The following is a 23,928-nucleotide window of genomic DNA, read 5'->3' as shown; positions in this document are numbered from 1 at the left end:
CTTTTGCTTTTCTTGAACGCCAGCAGAAAACCCAAGATTACTGTACGTGTCTAATAAACTAATGTGAATAATATTTTACCTTCGCACCCACTTCTGATTCCACACGACTTATAATATTGCCGTTACTTGCGTCAATCGTGTATATTATCATTCCATTACTCCCTCGTGTTTTAACTAAGGCAGGATCGTTGGGATATTCGACCATTACTCTGTAATAATATTTCCTTTGATTCTCTAAATAAAAAGGAACATTGTTTTCTATCAAATGTCTTTTCTCTTTAAACAGTCCCACATGAGAATCTATACTATATGTCTTATCCCCAAACTCCATGTATGCTGTGCTAAGTGCGATTTCAGATACGGTTTTTGTAGTGATTTCAGCCTTCTCGGCAAAATAATAAAAATAAACCAAATAGCCACACAGTAAAATTAAGATAACCAGTAAAGCCTTCTTCAAAGTATAACCTCACCTCACTGTCATTATAGAAATAGACCCTAATCCCAATAAAATAAGTACAATTATAATTGTCAATGCTAATTCCGTGTAGTAATATGGGTATAAAGATAACAGGCGTAAGATAAAATAAATAGGGATCGGTGGCGGCCGATCCCCTGTACAACAACTTGAGTGGAGTTACTCCTCCACTGGTGAATCATTGAAGTGGTGAGAAGTAACCTGTCCAGGCGCCAACCTTAGAGCAGGTTACTTCTTTTTTCGTTCGATGTATGTCAGCAGCGCGATAATGAACGCAGCAAAACCAATCACATCTGCAAAAGAGAAGTTCATACGCCTCACCTCCTTTCTGGAGGAAGGCGCACCCACTCAAGGTGTGTTGTACAAGCTTATTATATCAGACCGTTCCATTTTATGGATACGGTCTTTATTTGTGTTTACCGTGTTTATAAATAACTCCATATTAATCAACGATGCATGCAATATGCCGGGGACTAAAGTGCATCTACAGATAGTAAATAAAAAAAGGACCTTGGAGTTATCCAAGGTCCTTCAATCTTAATATTAAGCTGCAACATTTTGTTGTGGATCAGGTTTCTTTTTTGATAGTATCCCCATGAATCCACCAACAACGAACAATACCCCTGAAAGTATGTAGAACATTGAAATACTGATCACTCCACCCACACCGCTTACAAGCATAAGCCAACCGGCTAATTTAGGTTTTGATTTTGTCAGAGCTGAAGCGACGATACCCAAAATACTAAAGATTAGGGCCGAGATTCCCAAACCCGTTATAGACGAAGTACCACTTGATGAGAATGCTGCATCTACGCCACCTACCATTAAAGCAATGATGGACGCAATAATCCCGAAAATACCTGCTATAAGACCCATTGCAAACATTAAAAAAATCCCCCTACATTAAAATATCTCAGAATATAGGTACATGTTACCAGAAAACAGGTAGAAATGATAGATAAAATAGTTAGATTGTTCAAATGCCAGGATTAATTATGGTCATTTTTACCTATAGATGATATTATTTATGTCGGTATGCTTTTTTAACACAACTATTTACATAGAGCGAAGGGCTGGCAATGACTAAAATGAGAAAACGTATAAGTGTAGGAATTATGATGGTATTAATGGTTATTTTATTAAGTGGATGCCAACTGACAGACAGCTATCCCCTTAAGACCTCGACGGTTCTTCTAGCAGGTTCATCAATGGAAGAACCCAGTTCAGATATCGCTTCTATGTTGGATGGAAGTACTTCTTCAATGGACAAAAAGGTACTGTTCTTAGTTGCTGAGCGCGACCTTCGCTATCACTGGAGTTTTACAAAAGAATTAAGTGGTAGTGGGAACTTGGCATATAACATCTCGTACTTATTGAACCTGCCTGCAAAATTATTCAGAAATATTCAGGCCGATATTGGGGTCGGTAAGTATTTCAATGAGCAGGCACAATCAGAATCCGGTCTCAGTTCTTATTCAAACTCTGTCTATTCTGTTGCTACGCCGGTCACCTGGATCATCATGGACATCATTTATGCTGTGATTGGCTTTTTTGCGGCACTTCTTATGCTGATATTCGGTACGATCATAGGACTACTTCATCACCCAATTAACACGCTCACAGATTTACCCGGATTGATTGTCGGCGTCGTGAAAACCGTTTATTATGCGGTAGCACACTTCTTTTACTGGTAGAAGCACATGTAAGCCCTGAGAGCAGAATTAAGCTCTCAGGGCTTATATTCTAAATAATGTTCCTCTTCCCACCATTAAACTTCTGTCTTTTCATTATATATATCACATAAAAAGGCTCCCTCACGGGAGCCTTTTAAACACTGTATTTATAGGGTTGGGACACCCTTTATTACATCATTCCGCCCATACCGCCCATGTCAGGCATAGCTGGCTTTTCTGGTTCTGGCTTGTCAGCGATAACCGCTTCAGTTGTCAGGAACAGACCTGCAACAGATGCAGCGTGCTGTAATGCGGAGCGGGTAACTTTGGCAGGGTCAACGATACCTGCTTCGATCATGTTCACCCATTCGCCGGTAGCTGCGTTGTAGCCTACGCCGATTTGTTCTTTCTTCAGACGCTCAACGATAACAGATCCTTCTTCGCCAGCGTTAGCTGCGATGGTACGGATCGGCTCTTCCAGAGCGCGAAGTACGATGTTCACGCCAGTCTTCTCGTCGCCAGTCACATTCACTCCAGCAACAGCGTGATATACGTTCACAAGGGCAGTACCCCCACCGGATACGATACCTTCTTCAACCGCAGCGCGAGTTGCGTTCAGGGCGTCTTCGATGCGCAGTTTGCGTTCTTTCAGCTCAGTTTCAGTAGCCGCACCAACTTTGATAACCGCTACGCCGCCAGCAAGCTTAGCCAGACGCTCTTGCAGCTTCTCTTTGTCGAACTCGGAAGTAGTCTCTTCCAGTTGGGAACGGATTTGGCTAACGCGAGCAGCGATATCGTTCTTGTCGCCGCTTCCGTCAACGATAGTTGTAGCTTCTTTGGTTACGCGCACTTGACGAGCGTTACCGAGCTGTTCGATGCTTGTGCTCTTCAGGTCAAGACCGAGCTTCTCAGTGATCACTTGACCACCAGTCAGGGCAGCGATATCCTGCAGCATAGCTTCACGGCGGTCACCAAAGCCAGGAGCCTTAACAGCTACTGCGTTGAATGTACCACGAAGTTTGTTCACGATCAGCATAGCTTGAGCTTCGCCTTCGATATCTTCAGCGATGATCACAAGCGGACGAGCTTGTTGAACGATCTTCTCAAGCACAGGCAGGATTTCTTGCGTGCTGCTGATCTTCTTGTCTGTGATCAGGATGTATGGGTTATCCAGAACAGCTTCCATTTTATCTGTGTCTGTGATCATGTATGGAGAGATATATCCGCGGTCGAACTGCATACCTTCAACCACTTCAAGCTCAGTCGCGAATCCACGGGATTCTTCAACGGTGATAACGCCGTCTTTGCCGACTTTCTCCATAGCTTCAGCGATCAGTTCTCCTACTTCTTCGTCAGCCGCAGAGATCGCAGCTACTTGTGCGATAGATTGCTTGCCTTCGATAGTTTTGGAGATCTTTTGCAATTCTTCTACTGCTGCGCGAACCGCTTTGTCAATCCCTTTACGCAGACCGATTGGGCTGGCACCCGCAGTTACGTTCTTCAGACCTTCACGGATGAGGGCTTGTGCAAGAACGGTTGCTGTAGTTGTACCGTCACCGGCTACATCGTTCGTCTTGGTTGCTACTTCTTTAACGAGCTGAGCACCCATGTTCTCGAATGCATCTTCAAGTTCGATTTCTTTCGCGATGGTTACACCGTCATTCGTGATGAGCGGGCTTCCGAATTTTTTCTCAAGCACCACGTTGCGTCCTTTTGGTCCAAGTGTTACTTTTACCGCGTTTGCCAAAGCGTCAACCCCGCGAAGCATTGCGCGGCGAGCGTCTTCACTGAATTTAATGTCTTTTGCCATTGTTCAAAAACCTCCCTGATAAATTTAGTAATAAATTATCTTCACTTACGCTTATATTGAAGTTCGGGACCTCGCATTCATTAGCCAATGACTGCGTGAATGTCGCTTTCTTTCATAATCAAGTATTCTTTACCTTCATACTTAATTTCTGTTCCGGCATATTTGGAGAACAAGACTACGTCGCCCTCTTTCACTTCAAGAGCTACACGAACACCGTCCTTGTTGACGGAACCGCTGCCGACAGCGATTACTTTGCCTTCTTGCGGCTTCTCCTTGGCAGAGTCGGGAAGTACGATCCCGAATGAAGTTGTTTCGTTTTGTTCGATCGGTTCTACCAGTACGCGTTCACCTAAAGGTCTGATCATGAAAAATAGCCTCCTTAATTAGTTATGTTGTGTTAAGCTATGGATTGAAACTAAAGGCTACGTAACCGAGTCTTGGAGAGTGCTCCTAGATCGTTTTTGACGTTCTTTTCTTTAGTTCATTCCATATAAGATACACTTGAATGTTAATGTTAGCACTCGACATCGTGTAGTGCTAACAACCAACTTTATGATACTAGGTGTGGCTACAGATTTCAAGTCCCTGTGACCATTTTTTTCTTGGACACGCCCCTTTCATCCTATCCGAAGATCAGCCTAAATATTCCTCATTCTTCACACCTTTCATAGAAATAAAAAGAGCCCCTCATCACCCGGCTAACCATAGCCTTTGACAAGGGGCACTTCGGCTCAATTCTCGTATTCTGCTCTTCGCTGGGCATCGGCAGCCAGCTGTTGGCGGTGCATTCTTCCCGACAGCATTACACTGAATTCGTACAGAAGAACCATAGGTACGAGCACCAGGAAGGCCGAGAAGAAATCCGGAGGTGTGATCATAACCGATATGACCACCAAGGCGAAATAAGCCACCCGGCGCATTTTCTTAAGCCGCTTTGGATTAAGCAGACGCAGCTGGGTCAGGAACAGGACTACAATCGGCAGCTCGAACAGCAGCGAAATCGGCAGGATAATATTAGTCATGAATTTGAAATAGTCCGTTATTCCATAGGTCTCGACCAGACCGAGCTGTTTGTTAAGACTTGAGGTGAACTGCATAGCCAGTGGAAACACAACAAAATATCCGAAAGCCACACCAATCAGGAAGCAAATAAAAACAAAAGGAATGTATTTCAAGGTAGCACGGCGTTCCTTAGGCTTAAGGCCCGGGCTGACAAAGGCCCAGATCTGATAGATCATAAATGGCAGCGTTATAGCCAGAGCCACGATCAGCGCAATCTTCATATATACGTTGACCCCGTCCCAGAAGGAGAAGGCATTGAGCTTCAGTTCAAGGCCCTTCGGTCCATGTGTGGTCAAATAGTCGTATACCGGATGGGCGACGAAAAATCCACCTACAAGCACAACAGCAAATAAGATCAGTGTAACAAACAGACGTTTGCGAAGCTCAGACAAATGGTCAACAACCGACATTCCATCCTGTTCGTCAGGCATTAAGGCCGCCCTCCTGTACATCATCATATATGGACATAAATAAAGCACCTCCCGGTGCCCGCTTTTGTAGCGCAATCTATGCTACCCTCAAAAAAACTCCTTCCTTCGGGAAGGAGTCAGGTTATTCCGGTAATCGGCGTTCAGCTGCCTGCGGCTTCTGCTCCGGCCTTGGCGGCAGCGGCTCCGTCTTCTTCACCGATGGTTCATCATCCACAATATCGCGGGTAGCTTCTTTGAATTCACGGAACGTACGGCCCACAGCCCGTCCTAGATCCGGAAGTTTATTCGGTCCAAACAGCAGCAGGGCTGCGATTACGATTAGGATAAAACCGCCCATCCTTGTTCCCTCCGTTCTGTCACATGCTATTGTCCAATCATAACATAAGTGAAATCACAGTTACAGCCGGATTAATCGGTAAGCACTATAGCCGGAACTGGCCTGTAACCATCAGCAGGGCTTCCGGAAGCTGGCCCATGATAGCTGCCAGATTCTCGTGAACGCCCTTTGGGGTCCCCGGGAGGTTCACAATTAACGTACGGCCCCGGATGCCTACAACTCCCCGGAACAGCATAGCCGCCGGGTTCTTCTGCATGGCGCTTGCCCGCATTGCTTCCGCCATACCCGGAACTTCCCGTTCGATAATGCGCCGCGTCGCTTCTGGTGTCACATCCCGGGCAGCCAGCTCCGTTCCCCCGGTAGTCAGAACCAGATTGGCCTGAAAGTAATCGGTCATTTCGATTAAAGCTGCAATAATCTCATCCTGTTCGTCAGGAACAATGCGGTATTCCACAATCTCTCCGCCCAGTTCTTCCTCGACCAGTTCCCGGATAACCTGTGCGCTCGTGTCTTCACGTTCGCCTCGGGCTCCCTTGTCGCTAGCCGTCAAGATCGCTGTTTTCCATACCATGAAGTCACCCTCCTTATCCGAATTGGAACATTTATCTGTCTATACCCCGAGGTTATAATCGCCGCTCTTCCCGCCCGTCTTCGATTTCAGCATCGTAGGTCCGATGACCATATCTTTCTGCAGCGCCTTGCACATATCATAGATTGTCAGAGCTGTTGCGGAAGCACAGGTCAAAGCCTCCATCTCCACCCCGGTCTTGCCTTCGGTCTTAACGGAGGCTTCAATATATAGCTCGTCCTCTCCATTATCGGAGAAAATAATGTTCACACCGGTCAGCGGCAGCGGATGGCACATCGGTATCCAATCCGAAGTCCGCTTGGCCGCCTGGATCCCGGCAACTTGAGCCACCGCCAGCACATCCCCCTTGCCAACCCTGCCTTCCTTAATTGCGAGCAGCGTAGAGGGAAGCATGCTTACTTTAGTTATAGCCACACCCGTACGGACCGTGATTTCTTTGCCCGAAATGTCAACCATCCTGGCACGGCCCTGTTCATTGAAATGCGTCATCTTGCCGTGTTCTGAACCTGAGTCTGTCAAGATCTTCCCAACCTTTATCGTGAATTGTGATTCCGCGCCTGTCTATAGAATACGAACCACACCCGCAGCGGTAAAAAGGAGATTCAGCCGAAAGTCATGCTCCTCCATCGGAATGTCCGTTACTATCTGTTCCCGAAGCACCAAAGCCGCTAACAAAGGCATCGGCTGTCCCGCTTCCCTGCACTGTCCGCCCAGCTGCTCCATAAAACGATCATAATACCCTCCGCCAAAGCCGATTCGGCCTCCGGTAAGGTCGTAAGCAAGACCCGGGACAACAACAAGATCAATATCAGCATATTGATCAGTCTCCCACTCTGGCAGATGCGCTGCCGGTTCGGGAATCCCCCATGTACCAGCTGCCAAGTCCTCTTCCCCCGCAAGCTCATGCAGCGTGAAATTCTCTGGCCCGGTTATCCGCGGAACCAGAATGCGGTCCCCATGGGACCAGCAGCTTCGAATAAGAGGAAGTGTGGCAGGCTCGTCCCGAAAAGACAGGTAGGCGAACAGCGTGAGCCTTCCCTCTCTCTTACCGGCGCGCAGCGGTGCGAGAACCTCGGCTTCCGCAAGGCGGCTCGCCGACTCGGATTGCTCCATTCTTGATGCAGCAGGGATCGCAGCTCGTATTCTCGCCATTTGGCTGCGCAGCTCTCTTTTGACATCCGGTATGCCCAATGGATATCACACTTCTTTCAGGATAGGGTACCGGTTACAATCTAACCATATTAAATCTAGTCCATACACAATCATACTCTCTTTAGTTTATCACTGTTCTGCCAAAATGAAAACTTGATGCAAGGGGCCCTCATTGCTATATACAGATCCCTGTTACATGGCGGTGCATTTGGGGGATGTTTCATGTACACTATGGATATCAGGCCTGACTACAGGCAAGGTTTCTTAAAGATATGGAGGATATACAAGTTATGCTGCTTCAAGCAACAGATATCAGAAAATCCTATGGTACTACAAATATACTGGAAGGCATTGGCCTGCAAATTCTTGAGCGTGACCGCATCGGGCTTGTAGGTGTAAATGGAGCAGGGAAGTCCACGCTGCTGCAAATTCTGGCTGGAGAAATGTCTTACGACAGCGGGCAGATCTTCAAGGCCAAGGAGACAAGCATCGGCTATCTCGCCCAGAATAGCGGACTGCAATCGGAACGCACGATCTGGGAGGAAATGCTGAATGTATTCAATCCACTGATTGAAGCTGAGACTGAGCTCCGCAGAATGGAGCTGGAAATTGCAAATCCCGAATCAGCCGCGAACGAGAAAGCATTTGAAGACCTGTTGGAGCGTTACGCCCGGAAGTCCGACTGGTTCAAGGATCATGGCGGATATGAAATGGAGACCCGGATTCGCAGCGTCCTGCACGGTATGGGCTTTGGCACATTCCCGCCAGATACGCTGATCTCCACCCTAAGCGGAGGCCAGAAGACCCGTCTTGCCCTGGCCCGGATCCTGCTTCAAGCCCCAGATCTTCTAATGCTGGACGAACCGACGAACCATCTGGATATCCAGACGCTGACCTGGCTTGAGGATTATCTCCGCAGTTACTCCGGTGCTCTGCTTATTGTCTCGCATGACCGCTATTTTCTGGATCGTCTGGTCACTGCTATTGTGGAGATTGAGCGTCACCAATCCAAGAAATATACAGGCAACTACAGCCGGTATATCGAGCTCAAGGCTGCCGAGTACGAGAGTCAGATGAAGCAATATGAGAAGCAGCAAGATGAGATTGCAAGACTTGAAGATTTCATTCAGAAAAATATCGTCCGGGCCTCAACCACCAAGCGTGCACAAAGCCGGCGTAAAGCCCTGGATCGAATGGAGGTTCTAGATCGTCCTCTTGGTGATCTGAAGAAAGTGAGCTTCTCGTTCGAAGCCGAGATCATGTCCGGCAAGGAAGTGCTGCAGGTGGATCAGCTCGCCTATTCTTTTGAAAAGGAAAAGCCCCTGTTCCAGAACGTAAGCTTTGATCTGCGCCGAGGCGAGACGGTTGCCCTCATTGGGCCTAACGGGATCGGTAAATCTACGCTGCTCAAGATCTTAACCGGTGATTTGAAGATGACTTCAGGACGCATTAACTGGGGAACCAAGGTCAAGCTGGGTTATTATGACCAGGAGCAGACCCATCTTAATCCGAAGAATACGGTGCTTGAAGAGCTATGGAGCGCCTTCCCTCATATTGAGGAAGCCCGCATCCGCAGTGTTCTGGGTAACTTTCTATTCAGCGGTGAGGATGTTCTGAAGCGGATTGCTGCCTTAAGCGGGGGCGAGAAGGCCCGGGTAGCTCTAGCCAAGTTAATGCTGCTGAAGGCCAATATGCTCATCCTGGATGAGCCGACCAACCACCTGGATTTATACAGTAAGGAGGTTCTGGAGGCCGCCTTGATGGAGTACGATGGGACTCTCCTCTTCATCTCCCATGACCGTTACTTCCTGAACAAGATGGCGGAGCGTATTGTTGAGCTTCATCCGAATGGGGCTGAGCCCTATTTAGGCAACTACGATGATTACCTGGAGAAGAAGCAGGAACTCGAGGAGCTTGCCCAAGAGAAGGCCGCAGCCAAGCTTGTCACGTCCAAGAAAGCAGATGAAGTTGCCTTGGAAGTGAAGTCTGGTGCAAGGTCTTACGAGGCCGACAAACAGGCGAGACGTGAAGAACGCAGCCGTCAGCGACGAATTGAACAGCTGGAGCAGCTAATTGCCCAGCATGAGAACAGCATTGCGGGACTTGAAGCGGAGCTTGCTGAGCCGGAAGTCTATCAGGACTATGTCGCCGTACAGGAACGTCAGACCCGGATTGACGGACTGAAGACCCAGCTGTCCGAGGCCTATTCGGAATGGGAACAGCTACTTGCTGAGGAATAGCCAGACGAAATCTCGTCAAGCAAAAAAATATTTTTAGCATTGTTTTTACAAACACCTTCGATTATGCACAGCCTTATCCACAATACTAAGAAATTAGTCCTTAATCAAACGGCCCATCAGGCCGTTTTTTTAGCCAGCTTAAGCGGAGAACAAGCTCTTATCCACTTTATTATCCACATTATCCACAAATCACACAGAAGTTTGTGAAAAATTTGTCCCCTTTTTCATGATTCATGTAAATGGGTACTGGGTAAGGGTTTGACCAATTTATACACATTATTCAGGTAAACTGTGGATAACCTTGTCCACAACTTGACAACTACGACTTAAGTCCCAAACAAGCCCGATAAGACTATGTATGATGAACTTGAATGCTTGTTCTAGAATCGATACAATATACAAATCAATGCTGGGAAAGGAGGGTTCCTCTTGTCCAATAAAGTTGTAGACAGCATTACAGATCTGATTGGAGATACTCCCGCAGTCCGACTGAATCGGCTAGTAGGGCCTGAAGATGCTGAGGTCTATGTGAAGCTCGAATATTTCAATCCAAGCCGCAGCGTGAAAGACCGGGCAGCTTATCATATGATTGCTAGGGCTGAGCAGGAAGGCAGACTCAAGCCCGGTTCTACTTTGATCGAGCCGACCAGCGGCAATACCGGAATCGGGCTGGCCATGAATGCAGCGGCGAAGGGCTACCGTGCGATTCTGGTTATGCCCGATAATATGACAGCGGAACGGATTAACATTCTGAAAGCCTACGGGGCGGAAGTAGTGCTGACCCCGGCTGCCGAGCGAATGCCTGGAGCGATCGCCAAAGCGCTGGAGCTGCAGGCACAAATTCCGGGAAGCTTCATCCCTCAGCAGTTCGAGAATCCAGCCAATCCGGATGCCCACCGCGGAACTACAGCACTGGAGATTATCGAACAGATGGAAGGGCGGCTTGATGTCTTTGTAGCTTCATCTGGAACCGGAGGCACGGTCACAGGAACGGGTGAAGTTCTGCGTGAACATCTCTCGGATATCCGGATCTATGTGGTAGAACCTAAGGGATCTCCCGTTCTATCAGGCGGAGTACCCGGGCCCCATAAGCTCGTGGGAACAAGCCCAGGCTTCGTCCCTTCCATTTTGAATACAAATGTGTATGATGAAATTGTACAGGTTGCCGATGAAGATGCACTAGAGACCACCCGCCTGCTTGCGAGTCAAGAAGGTATTCTGGTTGGTCCATCTGCTGGTGCAACTGTCTGGACTGCAATACAGCTGGCCAAGAAGCTCGGCCAAGGCAAACGGATATTATCCATTGCTCCAGACACAGGTGAGCGGTATCTGAGTATGGATATTTTTTGAGATGGGGAAAGGTGGAGATTCTGTAATGAGTAGAATAATTGAGGGTATATCCCATGTGGATCGCGAAGAGCTGTACGAGCTTCTTCACGACAAAGAGAGAAATGTGCTGGTTATTGACGTAAGAGAGCTTGAAGAATACGAGGACGCTCATATCCCTTCTGTTCCTCTGATTCCAATGGGAGAGATTGCCGCTTACATTAACGACTTCGATAAAGACCGCGAGTATGTCTTTGTATGCCGAAGCGGGGGACGCAGCTTCCAGGTCACAAGATTCTTCCAGAGTCAAGGCTTCAAGAACGTTCACAATTATGAAGGTGGCATGCTAAATTGGGATAAAGAAGTCACTGGCGGCCCCGAGAATGTAATCGTAACCTTTAACCCTGAGCAGCTCGAACGGAAATAACGAATAGACTCTATGCTATAAAGAGAGCCCTGAACCGGTCCGATCATTCGGAGTCCGGCTCAGGGCCCTTTTGCAAATTACTAGAGTATATCTCCTGATTACATACTGGTTATGAATAAGCCTAATACATACAAAAAGCCAAGAATTACACTTATCCCGCCTGTCAGCAGAAACAGGATTACATTCTTGCGGTTTTTAGTTCTTTTCCAGATTCCATATACACAGATGTATAGACCAGCTATTACTGAGAGCAACCAAATCACATGACCCCAGATTTCAAGCAGCTGGAGCGTATCGGTCAGGAACAGAACCAGGAATAGCACCTGTAAGCTCAGCGTCACACAAGAATAATTGAAGAACTTTCGGTCAAATTCCGAAGTAATCTCTCTTCTTCTATTAATCTCAATTACCAGTAAAGGAACCACAACAGCCCCTGCTAAAATCATCACCATAAGCATTATGACAAGCGACATCGATTGACCCCTCTTTCTGACTGTATATATACGTCGCAGTTAAAATGTTCACCCCAGATTTCTTGATTTAAAGTTCATTTATGAGGTCGAAATCCTGCCATCTCAATAAAATATGTATCTGTGCGTGTCCCAAGCCGGCTTCCATTCAAAGTTCAAAAATCCGGGACAGTCACCCGCTCCCCCTCATTCTCATAATCTGTAATAAAGGAGTGCTGCAAATGATACTTTATGATAACCAGATGATGGAGGGTCACTCTGTCCCCCCGGAAGACTGGCAGGTCGCCGCCTATCATGCTTTCGCCGCGAAGATGACGAACAAGGAAGATAAGTTCCCGTGCATTCCCGCGACACTCGGCTTCACTCACAGCCACCTGAGATATGGTTTTGTCCCTGATCCCCGAAGCCCCTATGCCGAGCAGACTATGGCTGATTTATTAAGAAACTATACAGAGCGCTCCCGCCACTTCGGTAAATATACCTCGCTCATTCTATTCTTCGATACCCCGGGTGACCTAAGGAATAAATGGTCCGTAGAACAGTATGAAGCCTTGTTCTGGGATTTGCTAAGCAGAACGGTCCGGGAGGACAAGCGGGAATGGCCGCAGCATATTCCAGTAGATCCATCCGATCATGTGTGGGAATTCTGCTTCCATGAAGAATCCTATTTCGTCTACTGTGCAACTCCTGCTCATACCCGGCGCCAAAGCCGTTACTTCCCCTTCTTCATGCTGGCTCTTACTCCAAGATGGGTATTGGTAGAGTTCAATAAACTGCCAAAGCAGACTCAAATGATCAAGCCGCTGATTCGGCAAAGGCTTAAAACTTATGATACGATTGGTCCTCATCCGGACCTCAAGCTGTATGGTGATGCCGACAATTACGAATGGAAGCAGTATTTTCTGAGAGATAATGATACAACCGCTCCATCGTGTCCCTTCATTCATGGAAGATTGAGCAAGACAAGAGACCACTCATCCACGAATTAGGTGGCTAAACTGCTAATGCCTATCTCCATATAACAGGACTCCCGCTCTGAGGCAAAAGCTCAGGGCTTATCCTATACCGGCTGAACACCCAGAAAGTAATGATAGAACTCATTGTCTCTGACGTAACCATTTCGCTCATAAAGGGACTGTGCTGAGCTATTCGTGACCGCAGTAGATAATTGCACACCTTTGGCACGAACCTTCTCAGCATAGCTCTTAGCCGCATCCAGCAGCATCTGGCCGATTCCCTGCTTCCGGTATGCCTCGTCTACATACAGATCGTTCAGAAGCAAAAGCCGTCTCATGGAGATCGAAGAGAACAGCGGATACAGCTGGGCAAATCCGAGCACTTGCCTAGAATTATGTGCCTGCACACATAGAATAATGGATTCCTGATGTTCAAAACGATCAAACAGGAAGCTCTTTGCTCCTTCAATATCCGAGGCTTGGCCGTAAAAAATTCTATACTTGTTGAACACTTCAGCCAGTTCATTTAAATCCTCAATAGATGCCTGATGCACCCTGTAGCTATTAGCCATACTGTTTGTATTCCCCTTTTACTCTGCGGTTGAAGTTCATGAATCTTGTACCCTGATAGGTAATCTCGCCCTCATCCTTCTCTACCAACAGACCGTATTCGCGTGCGGCCATCTTGAATTCCAGCCGGGCTCCATTCTCAAGCTCAAAGGTAATGTAGTAACTTGTTGATGGAGTTGAATTCCCAGATCCTCCCCACACTTCAGTTCTCTTAGACACAACCACAGCCTGTTTCGTTAACAGGCTCTTGCTATTATTAGCCGACCACACCAATAGTCCTTTAATAATGGCATACGCAAATGTCCCTATCACAACAATCAGCAGTGTACCTCCAAAAATCTTGAACCACAAGGGAACCCCATCCAGAAATTCAAAAAAACCATCAGGTCCGAATCTGTAAGTGTTATCCATGGTCGCACAGCCTTTCTGTCATTATATTAGTCAGGATTAGACTTTACAATTGACTTTGTGATAAGAGATTTGTATTTCCTATAAGAGAAATTCAAGTATCTATTCCTTTTTCCATAATTATACATGTATTTTCGAAAGATGTAAGCTTTGTAATGAGGATTTAAGAATAAAAATATATAAAATAATTTTAAACACAAAATAACCGAAGCCATTTGGGCTTCGGTCAGTCGTTACAACTGGTGCTATTCGAGCTTTTTCAGCCCTTCCACCGTAAAGTTCCTAACTACTCTCTCATTGGAGAATTTCTCCGCATTATAGGACTTGGAGCCATTTCGTGGAACAGATAAGCTGAGCCAGCTGCCATGCTTAAGCAGCTTAGCTGCATAGATGATCTGCCCAATATGATAAGGATAATGAGCCAGTTGACGGTTGATTGCTTCCATCACGGTATGTCCCTCATTACGAATATAGATGATTTCAAGCAGCTGGTCCGGACGCAGCGAGTCTAGCGCCTCATTCAGACAGGCCCAGCCAGCCTCCCATTTCTTCATGAGCTCTTCCTTGTCCACGATGATATCCTGCTCAAATTCCTCGTCCCGGTTCCTCCAAGGCTTCTCCCCGTCTTCTGTTAGAAAATGAGTCCATCTGGAGAGCATATTTCCACTCATATGCTTCACGATCGTTGCAATACTGTTGGTGTCATCATTATAGGCCGTGAACAGCTGCTCGGGCTCCAGCTGCTCGATAGCCTTCTCTCCAAGCTTCTTATAATACTGGAATTGGCTTTTAATACTGTCCAGATAAATTTGATGGCTATCCATATCAACTTCACCCTTTCCACAAAGTTAACACCTTATAAAGACCGGTTCACAGTGACGAGGCAGGGGACTCAGGCATATCCACCCTAGCGGAATTCTGTCTAATAGCAAGGAGGCACAGAAAAGCCAGCACGAGGCCTGATGAAGCCGCGACGAACAGCACCTGATAACCAAACATATCCATCATCAAGCCAAGCAGTGGCGGAGAAATAATAGCCGCAAGCGAGGAGACCAAATAATACAGCCCCGTCCGTGTACCAATGCTTTCTTCCCTGCCTGTCGACACTATCCAGGGATACGAATTAATGTTGATGCAAGCCCAGAAGATTCCGCCTGCGATCAGAAGTACTCGAAGCAGTAGCGTTGACTGCACAAAAATGATGGCGCCGAAAACAAGCAGCAATCCAACCACACCCGAGGAAATAATTCGCTTCTTGCCATATTTAGCTCCAAGCCAGCCGCTGGGCAGCGCAAAGACCAGAAAGGCCAGAGAGAAGAACGTTAGCGAGAAGGAAGCCGCTTTGTCTGACATGCCCAAGTGCTTGGTTCCGTATAGAGTGAACAATGCCTCTACCCCCTGGTAAGCCACGAACCAGAAGAAGATCGCAAGCAGAATTAAGATCGTTGTTCTGTCCAGCTGGTCCTTGATCCGAATGCGCGGCTTCTTCTCCATACCCCCAGCCTGCTGTAAGGCATAAGGCTCTTGAATGACAATCTTGAGTATGAACATGGAGAGAAGCATCACTACACCGGCTCCTAGAAATGGCACATAAGAGCCAACTCCGTACAGCGCAGAACCTACCCCGAACGCGAGAACTGAGCCTAACCCGCCCATTAAATTAATGACCCCGTTAGCCTTGGTCCGCTGCGGCTCTGGTGTAATATCCGGCATTAACGCAACCGTTGGAGAACGGAACAGGCTCATTGAGAGATTCATCAGCACCATGAACAGGATCAGGGTAGTAAGACTGGTGTACCACGGAATCAGCGTAACGAATACCGCCGCAAGCGGCATACCGATAAGCAGATACGGCATCCGCCGGCCATACCTGGTCCGTGTCCTGTCACTGCGATAGCCAATCCATGGCTGGATGAACAGGGACAGATAATTATCAATGGTCATCATGAAGCCAATCATCGAGGCTTTCTTTAAATAATCGTCTAGAAATAAGGGAACAAAGGCATTGTACAGTGCCCAGGTCAGACTAATGCTAAAGAAACCAAGCCCCAACAGACATGTTCTAGTCATGTATTAACCTCCTGCAGAAGCTAACAGCTCCGCCAGACGATCCGGATAATCCGTAATAATTCCTGAGACCCCTGCATGAATAAGAGCTTTCATTTCCTCGGGATCATTCACGGTGAAGGGATGATAGGGAATCCCATGCCGTGCGGCCTCGGCCACAAGTTCAGGAGTTAGCGCATATTTAAAAGCATGAAGAGCATCTGCGCCAATTCCAGACGCATAGTTCCAAGGCTCATACAGCCCTTCCATGTATAGAATACCGGTACGTATAGCCGGGGCAATCTTCTTGCACAGGACCAAGGAATAGTGATTGAAGCTGGATATAATAATCCGGTCGGAAAGACCGAACTTCCTTACTTCCTCAATAACTTTCGATTCTATGTCCGGATACTGCACGATCCCATTCTTAAGCTCCAAATTCACAATTATCTCTTGGTTCTGTGCAAGCTCAAGCAGCTGTTCAAGGGTCGGAATCGCTTCGCCTCGAAAATCTTCATGGAACCAGGATCCTACTTCCTTCTGTTTAAGCTGCTCCAGCGTCAAATCTTTCACCCACTCCGGAGATCCCGCAGTACGCTGCAGCGTCTCGTCATGAATCAATACCAAATGACCGTCCCGGGTCATCTGCACATCGGTCTCAATCCCCGTAGCTCCTAGCTCAATACTTCTCTGAAATGACACCATGGTATTCTCCGGGCAGTGGCCTGCCGCTCCGCGATGGGCGAAATTAATAAGGGGCACTTGCTCATCCTCCTCAGGTAACCGTAATTAATAAGTGCTTATTTCACTATAAGCTCTGATTGTAAAATCCATGTTATGTAGATTAGTTATAACTGCTTCATTTCACGAGGCTCAACATAGATACGGTTATTCCTACTCTTAAGCTCTTCTATGAATGCTTCTTTCTCCATAGGGGAGATGATTACACTGCTCCAAAGTCCGGTCTTATAGTGGACTTCAATAGCATCACGCGAAAATAACACTCGGTAGCCGGCCCAGATATTTGGATTCCTTGTGATCTTGGTGATATCGCTGTAATTGATTTTAGACTTAATGAAACCCCCCTTAACCAATAAATGATCCTCGGTAATCACATATTTAAGATCTACAGCCAACCAAACCATAAAGCCAATTACAAGCAGATCGATCACACCAACAATAAAAAGCTGCAAGTAATCGACTGGCGTAAACAGCAGCGACAAAAATAAGGATAACGTGATAAACACAAGGACTCCGATCCAAAAATTAACGTAGAACCTGTCTCGGCTCGTTTTGAACACGAGGGGTGTCATAAAACTCCTCCTTCCGCTTTTATTGTAATTTTATCCTATCTAGGAAGGATGCGGTATTGCGAAAATTAAAAAACCTTCTACACCATAAAGTGTAAAAGGTTGGAATATTGTTCAGGGAAGCAAGCTGAAGAAGTTACGCCGTAGAAAATCAGCACGACTACGGGCTATAGCCCCTTCAGCATGCCTCCATCGACCATAATGGATTGACCGGTCACATATGTATTCGCATATGATCCATAGAAAGTAACCATTCGGGCAAATTCCTCGGGAGTTCCCATCCGGCCAAGCGGAATCGCTTGAACAGCCTCAGCCTGGATGAACTCAAGCGAAGTTCCATTCTTCTCCGCCCGCGCAGAATCCAGCTCGGTGATCCGGTCCGTAGCAATTCGGCCAGGGGCAATCGTATTGATAAGAATCCTATCTTTCGCCAGCTCTTCCGCAAGAGTCTTGGCAAGTGATTGGACACCCGCACGAAATACATTGGACAGAATAAGTCCTGGAATTGGCTGCTTGATCGAAGTGGACGCCAGGTTGACGATTCTCCCGCCCCCAGCTGATTTCATGTAAGGTACCGCTTCCCGGATCATGCGAATGACACTAAGCAAATTCAATTCAAACCCTCTCTGCCAATCCTCATCGCTCATATCGGCAAAGGTTCCTCCCGGCGGTCCGCCCGCATTCGTGACCAATATATCCAGACCCCCTTGGGACTTGGCTGTGGTACTAATCGCATGGCGAATCTCCTCCTCCTTGGTGACATCCATACGCAAAGTGTTCACTTTATGCCCCGTTGCTGCTTGAATCTCCTGCTGAGCAACCTCAAGCTGCTCCTGATTTCGGCTAGCTATGGTTACAAGCGCACCTTCCTGTGCGAAGGCCAGCGCACTGGCCCTGCCTAATCCTTTGCTTGCCGCCGCCACAAAAACCGACTTGCCTGATAGACCCAAATCCATAATAGTAACCTCCAATGAAAAGTTATCTCTTATACGTATAAACACAGGCAGGCTTGTCAGAAGCTATATTCCCAGCATTCCCAGCATTCCCAGCATTCCAACTTTCCAACATTTCTGCATCCCCACTGCCTGTTTTCCCAAAACTGCTAGACAAGGGATTAAGCCGGGGTGCGATTCAGCCCGCACATGTCTTTGAAGCACAGCACTTCATTTGCTGTTGTCTACTCCATCCTTTTACTCGGATTTGGATTTAGACAAAAAATCCATCCTGCATTTATCAGGATGGACATGGAGTGCGATACATTTTTAACTGCCTACCGACCATTCTTCAAGCGATAAGCCCGGCTCGGCCTTCATGGTCTGCGGCGCGAATTCCCCGTGCGTAAGCTTCAGGTAAGCGGCCGCTCCGATCATTGCCGCATTATCCGTACAGTACGCAAGCGGTGGAATTCTAAGCGTAATGTCTTCACGTTCACAGCGTGCGGCCAAGGCCTCACGCAACCCACGGTTGGCCGCTACTCCACCGCAGAGAAGAAGCTCGGCTGCTCCAGTCATCCGCATGGCACGTATCGCCTTTTCCACCAGCACCTCGATGACCGATTCCTGGAATCCGCGGGCAATCGCGGCAATATCCGGGGTCTCGCCCCGCATCTTGCTCTGGTTCAGCACATTGAGTACCGCAGATTTAAGTCCACTGAAGCTAAAGTCATAGGAATCCGGCTCAAGCCAGGAACGGGGAAGGTCGGCCGAATTCTCCGCCTCGTGTGCCAGCCGGTCAACATAAGGCCCCCCGGGATAGGGGAATCCCAGCGCACGGGCAACTTTATCATAAGCCTCTCCCACCGCATCATCCCTTGTCCGACCGATCAATTTGAACTGCCCTTCGCTCTCCATCAGCACGAGCTCCGTATGTCCACCGGATACGACAAGCGCAATACTCGGATAGGAAATCTCCTGAACCAGGCGGTTCGCATAGATGTGACCTGCGATGTGATGCGTTCCGATCAGGGGCTTATCCAGGGCAAAGGCCAAGCTCTTGGCGGCCATAATTCCAACAAGCAGCGCACCTACCAGACCCGGCCCTTGTGTCACCGCAACCGCGGACAGCTTGTCTGGAGAAATGCCGGACTGCTCAACCGCCTCCTGCAGCATCAGAGTAATGCTCTCGACGTGTTTGCGTGAAGCAACTTCAGGCACTACCCCCCCGAAGGCTTTATGTGTCTCAATTTGGCTGAAGATCAGGTTGGAGAGCACCTCCCGCCCGTTCTTAACGACCGACACGGAGGTCTCGTCACAGCTGGTCTCCACAGCCAGAATGTAGCTGTCTTGTTCTAACTTTGTATCCAATCCATTCATAAGTCCCATTCGCTTCCTTCCCCATAATGGGCAACAATATCATCAGGCAGATCACACCACATAATAAGTGCGTCTTCCTGATTGTCTGAATAATAACCTTTGCGCAGCCCTACAGGACGAAAGCCTAGCTTACCGTACAGGGATTGCGCCACCGTGTTGGAGACGCGGGCTTCCAAGGTCATCTTGGTCATTCCAATTCTTCCGGCCAGCAGCATCATCTCCCGCATGAGTCTCTCCCCGAGATGCTGGCCACGATAAGCGGTACGTACCGCAATATTGGTCACATGGGCCTCATCCACCACGGTCCACATGCCCGCATATCCGATCGGTGCACCGTCCTTCTCCATGATGATATATTTGGCAAAATGATTCTGCGTCATCTCGCTGCGGAACGCATTCTCCGTCCAGGGCAGCGTGAAGGATTCGTGCTCGATGACCATCACGTCTGGAATATCCTCAAGCGTCATTGGGCGGAACCGGATTCCGGCACCGGCCTGTACGCCACCAGCCTGTTCTGCTTCCATGTTCGATTGCCCCCTTATACGCCGCGAAGCAGGTTCGCTTCCGCTTCCGCGAGCTGGGTATAATTCGGGACGAGCGAATGTACCTCGTCCGATTCGCCGCGCATGAGCCGGTCCGCGCCCAGCAGACCGGCCCATGCGCCCTCCAGCACGTAAGGCCGCGTCTCAAGCCGCCCGCCCAGCAGCGGGCGGAGCGCCTCCGCAGCCGCGCCGTGCACCTGCGTCTCGCCGGTGAACCACACGGCGGACGGCCGCGCCTCTGGCGCGAGCGCCTCCAGGCGTCCGGCAAGCGCTGTGACCCAGCGCTCCATCAGCCGGATGCCGTCCGGCTCAAGGCGCCGGGGCAGCTTGCCCGGCGCCGCCTCGAACAGCGCGGTATATACTTGACCGCGCCGTGCATCCATCAGCGGAATAATCCATTCCGCTGGGGGCCCGCCCGCAGCAGCCTGCTCACTGGCTGCTGTCTCCTCGCTGCGGCGCCCTGCCGCAGCCTCGAAGGCCTCGGGCGGCTGGCCCGTTCCGGTGGCCCAGCCGCCAAGTCCCAGGGCGGCGAGGCTGGAAATGCCCGCCACCGGCAGGCCCATGGACCACGCCAAGGTCTTGGCCGTGGTCACGGCGATCCGGATGCCCGTGTAGGACCCCGGGCCGACTCCGGTTCCGATACCGTCAAGCTGGCTCCTCGCGATGCCGGCCTCGGCAAGCACTTCCTCGATGGCCGTGATCAGATGCACCGAATGATTGCGCTCGGCGGTTATATTGCGCTCAGCCAGCAGCCGGCCGCCATCCATAGCGGCTACAGCGAGCGAAGCCGTAGACGAATCAAAGGTAAGCGTATAACGCGGCATTCCTGAATTAATACTCATGATTCAGTTCCCCATTCTCTCTTTAGGTCCAGGAGCCATTGCTCATAAGGCGATCCCTGCCCCTTCAAATAAATCTGTCTCTCATTCATGCCCATAACTTCAATATAAATATGCAGGTAAGCAGAAGGCAGAAGCTCCTCAATGAGGCTTGCCCATTCCACAAGAGTGGCTCCTTGGCCTTCGAAATATTCCTCAAGGCCCAGCTCGTCCGCTTCTTCAAGCGACAGCCGGTATACATCCATATGATAGAAGGGCAGTCTGCCCTCATACTCCTTAATTAAAGTAAAGGTAGGACTGTTCACCTGCTGCTCAACCTTAAGATGCTTCGCGAACAGCTGCGAGAACGCGGTCTTGCCTGCCCCCAGGTCACCATCCAGCGCTATGACCGTTCCAGGCTCTGCCTGAGCAGCCAGAAATGCAGCCAGCTTCTCCGTATCAGCCAGATCATTCGCCTTCAATATCAGATCTGCTGCTCTCTTATCAAATTCCATGGGATAAACCACCTTTATCCGATCATCCTTGTATTCATATACCCATACATCTGTTCTCATTATATCGGTACCTTGTCCCCCCCGCAAGAAACCAGGAATTATTTGTGCTTAGCCCGCCATTGTTATTAGATAGCCTTTTTTGTCCCATACTAAAGGTAGTCAGCATGGTGCGACCTGTGTTAAATATTCGATTTGACCCTGAAAGGAGCCCGCCCTGTATGCATACGGTATGGAAAGGCGCAATTAGCTTCGGTCTTGTTCATGTTCCGGTGAAGATGTTCTCCGCGACAGAGGATAAAGACATCTCCATGAAATATATTCACAAGGCCTGCGGAAGCCCGATCTCATATGTGAGACGCTGTCCTTCCTGTGAGAAGGATGTGGATTGGGAGGAGATCTCCAAAGGCTATGAGTATGAGAAAGGAAGGTACGTCCTCTTTGAGAAGCAGGAGCTTGAGCAGCTGTCCGCCCAAGTGGAGAGGACGATCACCATTCTGGATTTTGTCGACCTTAAGGACATCGACCCGATTTATTTCCAGAAGACCTATTATTTATCCCCCGACCAGGCTGGTTCCAATGCCTATCTACTGCTGCTTGAAGCGATGAAGCAGACTGGCAAGATTGGAATTGCCAAGATAGCCATACGCTCCAAGAGCAGCCTTGCTGCGATCCGGGTCATGGAAGGTTGCCTCGCAATCGAGACGATTTTTTATCCGGATGAGATACGACCGATCAGCCAGGTGCCCAATCTTCCCGAGGCGGCCGGGGTGAACGATAAGGAACTCGGCATGGCCAAGGTGCTGATTGAACAGCTGTCCACTCCGTTCGAGCCATCCAAGTATACGGATGATTACCGCGAATCACTCATGAATCTGATCCAGCACAAAGTAGCGGGTGAGGAGATCAGCCTCGCTCCCGCAAGGCCGGAGAGCAATGTTATTGACCTGATGGCTGCCCTGCAAGCAAGTATTGAAGCCGTGAAGCCTATTGCTACAGACCCGGGGCCTGTAGTGAAGAAGCCGAGAGCCAAACGGGGGACCCCTGCGGCTGCAGCCACAGAAGACCCTACTGGCGCGCCGAAGGCCGCGCCCAAGCCGAAACGTCCAAGCGCTTCCAAAGCGAAGAAGACTATTTCTTAGCAATATAAGACGCAGTTAAAAATTTGACTTGAGGTAAGGCGTAACGGAGGGGAAGCTTGGAACTGTAGGAGCGCAAGCGATCGCCTACAAGCTTTCTGAAAGAAAGCTGCATCGGAAGCATATGCTTTGTCTCCGGATTTCATCCGTCTTGAGGTATAAATCAAAAAATCTGGAGGCGGGCAGCGGCCGAAAGTCCAAGCATTCCCCGTAGTTACGACTGCATACACAAATGTAGACATTTTAACTGCGGCTTATATAGGCGGATTACGGAACTTAACAGCCGTACCCGCTGCCCCCAGAACCAGTAAGGAGTGAGCGTGGATGAAATTACAGCCAGTAGTTCCTTTTGAGCCTATCTCCACGGACAAGCTGCCCGAAGGTGAATCATGGACCGCCCAGATTAAATGGGACGGGGTCAGGATGCTGACCTACTTCGATGGACATGAGGTTCAGCTCGTCAACCGGAAGCTAAATAACCGGACACTGCAGTATCCGGAGCTTACCCGGATTCAGGAATACTGCCGGGCTGAATCCGTGATTCTGGATGGCGAGATTATTGCGCTGGATCAAGGCAAGCCCTCCTTCCATGAGGTGATGCGGCGGGATGGCTCGCGCAGAGCGGAGAATATCAGACGGGCACAGCAGGAGGTGCCTGTCACTTATATGTTATTTGATATTTTGTATTATAACGGCGCGTGGTTAACCAGCCTTCCCCTGCGGGAACGGCAGACAATTCTCAAGGAAGCCATCATCCCCACTTCCTGTGTACAGATCACAGCTGACTTTCCCTCTCCTGAAGTCTTATACGGAGTAATGAGCCAGCACGGGATGGAGGGAATCGTAGTTAAGGACCTCGGAAGCACTTATGCACTGGATGGCAAAGACAAGAGATGGATGAAGAAGAAGGTCATTCAGGACCTGGTAGCTGTCGTCGGAGGATACACACTGCGCGGTGGGATCGTGAATGCGCTGATGCTCGGTCTCTATGATGAGGAAGGACGGCTGTGGTATATCGGACATGCGGGCACCGGCAAATTGACCGTGCAGGATTGGAGAGATATCACGGAGCGGGTTGCTCCAATTACAAGGCCCTCCCGTTCTTTCACTGCCTCGCCGTCCCGCAGCAAGGAAGCTTACTGGGTTGAACCACAGCTGACCGTAAAGGTCAATTTTCTAGAATGGACACCTGGAGGAACCCTTCGTCAGCCGAGTATTCAGGCTGTCGTCTCTGTTGATCCGTCAATGTGCAAATTCGGATTCAGTTGATGAAGCGCTGCTCCCTGGTGCTGTCTTGTACATTGTCATCGATGCTCTGCGAAT

General features: G+C 48.9%; 28 protein-coding genes. 7 read left to right on the top strand and 21 right to left on the bottom strand.

The features are described 5' to 3' along the window. Positions 1-58 precede the first annotated feature (58 nt). Together ACRRNK_RS04880 and ACRRNK_RS04875 are read right to left on the bottom strand one after the other, a co-directional pair. Positions 59-457 carry a hypothetical protein gene (locus ACRRNK_RS04880; protein WP_433945681.1) on the bottom strand — a complete coding sequence of 133 codons (399 nt, stop codon included), beginning with the start codon at positions 455-457 and terminating at the stop codon, positions 59-61. Positions 458-1,018: 561 nt separating this feature from the next. Further along, positions 1,019-1,360, bottom strand: coding sequence for a DUF4064 domain-containing protein (locus ACRRNK_RS04875; protein WP_433945680.1), 342 nt, complete (start codon positions 1,358-1,360; stop codon positions 1,019-1,021). 194 nt (positions 1,361-1,554) lie between these two features. On the opposite strand from ACRRNK_RS04875, the gene ACRRNK_RS04870 reads away from it, so the two are divergent. Then, positions 1,555-2,169, top strand: coding sequence for a hypothetical protein (locus ACRRNK_RS04870; protein ID WP_433945679.1), 615 nt, complete (start codon positions 1,555-1,557; stop codon positions 2,167-2,169). 169 nt (positions 2,170-2,338) lie between these two features. On the opposite strand, the gene groL is transcribed toward ACRRNK_RS04870, so the two are convergent. The 7 genes from groL to ACRRNK_RS04835 form a co-directional block, all read right to left on the bottom strand. Continuing rightward, a complete protein-coding gene (gene groL, locus ACRRNK_RS04865; RefSeq protein WP_433945678.1) occupies positions 2,339-3,958 on the bottom strand; it encodes a chaperonin GroEL in 1,620 nt (539 codons plus the stop codon). An 80-nt stretch (positions 3,959-4,038) separates the two neighbouring features. Then, positions 4,039-4,323, bottom strand: a complete 285-nt coding sequence (gene groES, locus ACRRNK_RS04860; RefSeq protein ID WP_127199559.1) for a co-chaperone GroES — start codon at positions 4,321-4,323, stop codon at positions 4,039-4,041. A 366-nt stretch (positions 4,324-4,689) separates the two neighbouring features. Beyond that, positions 4,690-5,451 (bottom strand): twin-arginine translocase subunit TatC, encoded by a 762-nt coding sequence (tatC, locus tag ACRRNK_RS04855; RefSeq protein WP_433945677.1) that lies wholly within the window; start codon positions 5,449-5,451, stop codon positions 4,690-4,692. Positions 5,452-5,572: 121 nt separating this feature from the next. Then, positions 5,573-5,788 carry a twin-arginine translocase TatA/TatE family subunit gene (locus ACRRNK_RS04850; protein ID WP_433945676.1) on the bottom strand — a complete coding sequence of 72 codons (216 nt, stop codon included), beginning with the start codon at positions 5,786-5,788 and terminating at the stop codon, positions 5,573-5,575. 85 nt (positions 5,789-5,873) lie between these two features. Beyond that, a complete protein-coding gene (locus tag ACRRNK_RS04845; protein WP_251377675.1) occupies positions 5,874-6,359 on the bottom strand; it encodes a MogA/MoaB family molybdenum cofactor biosynthesis protein in 486 nt (161 codons plus the stop codon). A gap of 39 nt (positions 6,360-6,398) precedes the next feature. Beyond that, positions 6,399-6,866: a cyclic pyranopterin monophosphate synthase MoaC gene (gene moaC / locus ACRRNK_RS04840; RefSeq protein ID WP_433945675.1), complete on the bottom strand. Its 468-nt coding sequence runs from the start codon at positions 6,864-6,866 to the stop codon at positions 6,399-6,401. A gap of 72 nt (positions 6,867-6,938) precedes the next feature. Further along, entirely contained in the window at positions 6,939-7,568 is a 630-nt protein-coding gene (locus tag ACRRNK_RS04835) for a 5-formyltetrahydrofolate cyclo-ligase (protein WP_433945674.1), read from the bottom strand. A 251-nt stretch (positions 7,569-7,819) separates the two neighbouring features. Here ACRRNK_RS04835 and ACRRNK_RS04830 point away from each other — a divergent pair, with 251 nt between their 5' ends. The 3 genes from ACRRNK_RS04830 to ACRRNK_RS04820 all read left to right on the top strand — a co-directional run bounded on the left by ACRRNK_RS04830 (position 7,820) and on the right by ACRRNK_RS04820 (position 11,522). After that, a complete protein-coding gene (locus ACRRNK_RS04830) occupies positions 7,820-9,769 on the top strand; it encodes an ABC-F family ATP-binding cassette domain-containing protein (protein ID WP_433946805.1) in 1,950 nt (649 codons plus the stop codon). Positions 9,770-10,198: 429 nt separating this feature from the next. After that, positions 10,199-11,119 carry a cysteine synthase A gene (gene cysK / locus ACRRNK_RS04825; protein ID WP_433945673.1) on the top strand — a complete coding sequence of 307 codons (921 nt, stop codon included), beginning with the start codon at positions 10,199-10,201 and terminating at the stop codon, positions 11,117-11,119. A gap of 25 nt (positions 11,120-11,144) precedes the next feature. Beyond that, entirely contained in the window at positions 11,145-11,522 is a 378-nt protein-coding gene (locus ACRRNK_RS04820) for a rhodanese-like domain-containing protein (RefSeq protein ID WP_433945672.1), read from the top strand. Positions 11,523-11,620: 98 nt separating this feature from the next. On the opposite strand, the gene ACRRNK_RS04815 is transcribed toward ACRRNK_RS04820, so the two are convergent. Beyond that, positions 11,621-11,995: a hypothetical protein gene (locus tag ACRRNK_RS04815; protein ID WP_433945671.1), complete on the bottom strand. Its 375-nt coding sequence runs from the start codon at positions 11,993-11,995 to the stop codon at positions 11,621-11,623. Positions 11,996-12,213: 218 nt separating this feature from the next. Here ACRRNK_RS04815 and ACRRNK_RS04810 point away from each other — a divergent pair, with 218 nt between their 5' ends. Next, positions 12,214-12,981, top strand: coding sequence for a YqcI/YcgG family protein (locus ACRRNK_RS04810; protein WP_433945670.1), 768 nt, complete (start codon positions 12,214-12,216; stop codon positions 12,979-12,981). 71 nt (positions 12,982-13,052) lie between these two features. Here the strand turns inward: ACRRNK_RS04810 and ACRRNK_RS04805 are convergent, their stop codons facing one another. The 11 genes from ACRRNK_RS04805 to tsaE all read right to left on the bottom strand — a co-directional run bounded on the left by ACRRNK_RS04805 (position 13,053) and on the right by tsaE (position 21,469). After that, complete coding sequence (locus ACRRNK_RS04805; RefSeq protein WP_433945669.1) at positions 13,053-13,520, bottom strand: GNAT family N-acetyltransferase; 468 nt, start codon at positions 13,518-13,520, stop codon at positions 13,053-13,055. Beyond that, entirely contained in the window at positions 13,513-13,929 is a 417-nt protein-coding gene (locus ACRRNK_RS04800; RefSeq protein ID WP_433945668.1) for a DUF2500 domain-containing protein, read from the bottom strand. Before ACRRNK_RS04800 ends, ACRRNK_RS04805 begins: the two co-directional genes overlap by 8 nt. A 242-nt stretch (positions 13,930-14,171) precedes the next feature. After that, the gene (locus ACRRNK_RS04795) at positions 14,172-14,750 is read right to left on the bottom strand and encodes a DUF1572 family protein (RefSeq protein WP_433945667.1); all 579 of its coding nucleotides are present in this window, start codon (positions 14,748-14,750) and stop codon (positions 14,172-14,174) included. A 46-nt stretch (positions 14,751-14,796) separates the two neighbouring features. Then, positions 14,797-15,996: an SLC45 family MFS transporter gene (locus ACRRNK_RS04790; protein WP_433945666.1), complete on the bottom strand. Its 1,200-nt coding sequence runs from the start codon at positions 15,994-15,996 to the stop codon at positions 14,797-14,799. Positions 15,997-15,999: 3 nt separating this feature from the next. Continuing rightward, positions 16,000-16,734, bottom strand: coding sequence for a glycerophosphodiester phosphodiesterase (locus ACRRNK_RS04785; RefSeq protein WP_433945665.1), 735 nt, complete (start codon positions 16,732-16,734; stop codon positions 16,000-16,002). 86 nt (positions 16,735-16,820) lie between these two features. Then, positions 16,821-17,285, bottom strand: a complete 465-nt coding sequence (locus ACRRNK_RS04780; RefSeq protein ID WP_433945664.1) for a PH domain-containing protein — start codon at positions 17,283-17,285, stop codon at positions 16,821-16,823. A 164-nt stretch (positions 17,286-17,449) separates the two neighbouring features. Beyond that, positions 17,450-18,238: an SDR family oxidoreductase gene (locus tag ACRRNK_RS04775; protein WP_433945663.1), complete on the bottom strand. Its 789-nt coding sequence runs from the start codon at positions 18,236-18,238 to the stop codon at positions 17,450-17,452. Positions 18,239-18,544: 306 nt separating this feature from the next. After that, on the bottom strand, positions 18,545-19,594 hold the full coding sequence (gene tsaD / locus ACRRNK_RS04770) for a tRNA (adenosine(37)-N6)-threonylcarbamoyltransferase complex transferase subunit TsaD (protein WP_433946804.1): 1,050 nt from the start codon (positions 19,592-19,594) through the stop codon (positions 18,545-18,547). Further along, a complete protein-coding gene (gene rimI, locus ACRRNK_RS04765) occupies positions 19,591-20,118 on the bottom strand; it encodes a ribosomal protein S18-alanine N-acetyltransferase (RefSeq protein WP_433945662.1) in 528 nt (175 codons plus the stop codon). Before rimI ends, tsaD begins: the two co-directional genes overlap by 4 nt. 14 nt (positions 20,119-20,132) lie before the next feature. Next, positions 20,133-20,978 carry a tRNA (adenosine(37)-N6)-threonylcarbamoyltransferase complex dimerization subunit type 1 TsaB gene (gene tsaB / locus ACRRNK_RS04760; protein ID WP_433945661.1) on the bottom strand — a complete coding sequence of 282 codons (846 nt, stop codon included), beginning with the start codon at positions 20,976-20,978 and terminating at the stop codon, positions 20,133-20,135. Further along, the gene (tsaE, locus tag ACRRNK_RS04755; protein WP_433945660.1) at positions 20,975-21,469 is read right to left on the bottom strand and encodes a tRNA (adenosine(37)-N6)-threonylcarbamoyltransferase complex ATPase subunit type 1 TsaE; all 495 of its coding nucleotides are present in this window, start codon (positions 21,467-21,469) and stop codon (positions 20,975-20,977) included. The genes tsaB and tsaE overlap by 4 nt, the downstream gene beginning before the upstream one ends. A 218-nt stretch (positions 21,470-21,687) precedes the next feature. Between tsaE and ACRRNK_RS04750 the strand changes: the two genes are divergently transcribed. Both ACRRNK_RS04750 and ACRRNK_RS04745 read left to right on the top strand, forming a co-directional pair. Next, positions 21,688-22,608: a Ku protein gene (locus ACRRNK_RS04750; RefSeq protein ID WP_433945659.1), complete on the top strand. Its 921-nt coding sequence runs from the start codon at positions 21,688-21,690 to the stop codon at positions 22,606-22,608. A gap of 321 nt (positions 22,609-22,929) precedes the next feature. Then, positions 22,930-23,874 carry a DNA ligase gene (locus ACRRNK_RS04745; protein WP_433945658.1) on the top strand — a complete coding sequence of 315 codons (945 nt, stop codon included), beginning with the start codon at positions 22,930-22,932 and terminating at the stop codon, positions 23,872-23,874. Positions 23,875-23,928: the final 54 nt, after the last annotated feature.

It is taken from the genome of Paenibacillus sp. SN-8-1 (genome assembly GCF_050995535.1).
GTDB lineage: Bacteria > Bacillota > Bacilli > Paenibacillales > Paenibacillaceae > Fontibacillus.
Note: the sequence above shows the minus strand (reverse complement) of the source record. Positions and strands in the feature narration are given on the sequence as shown.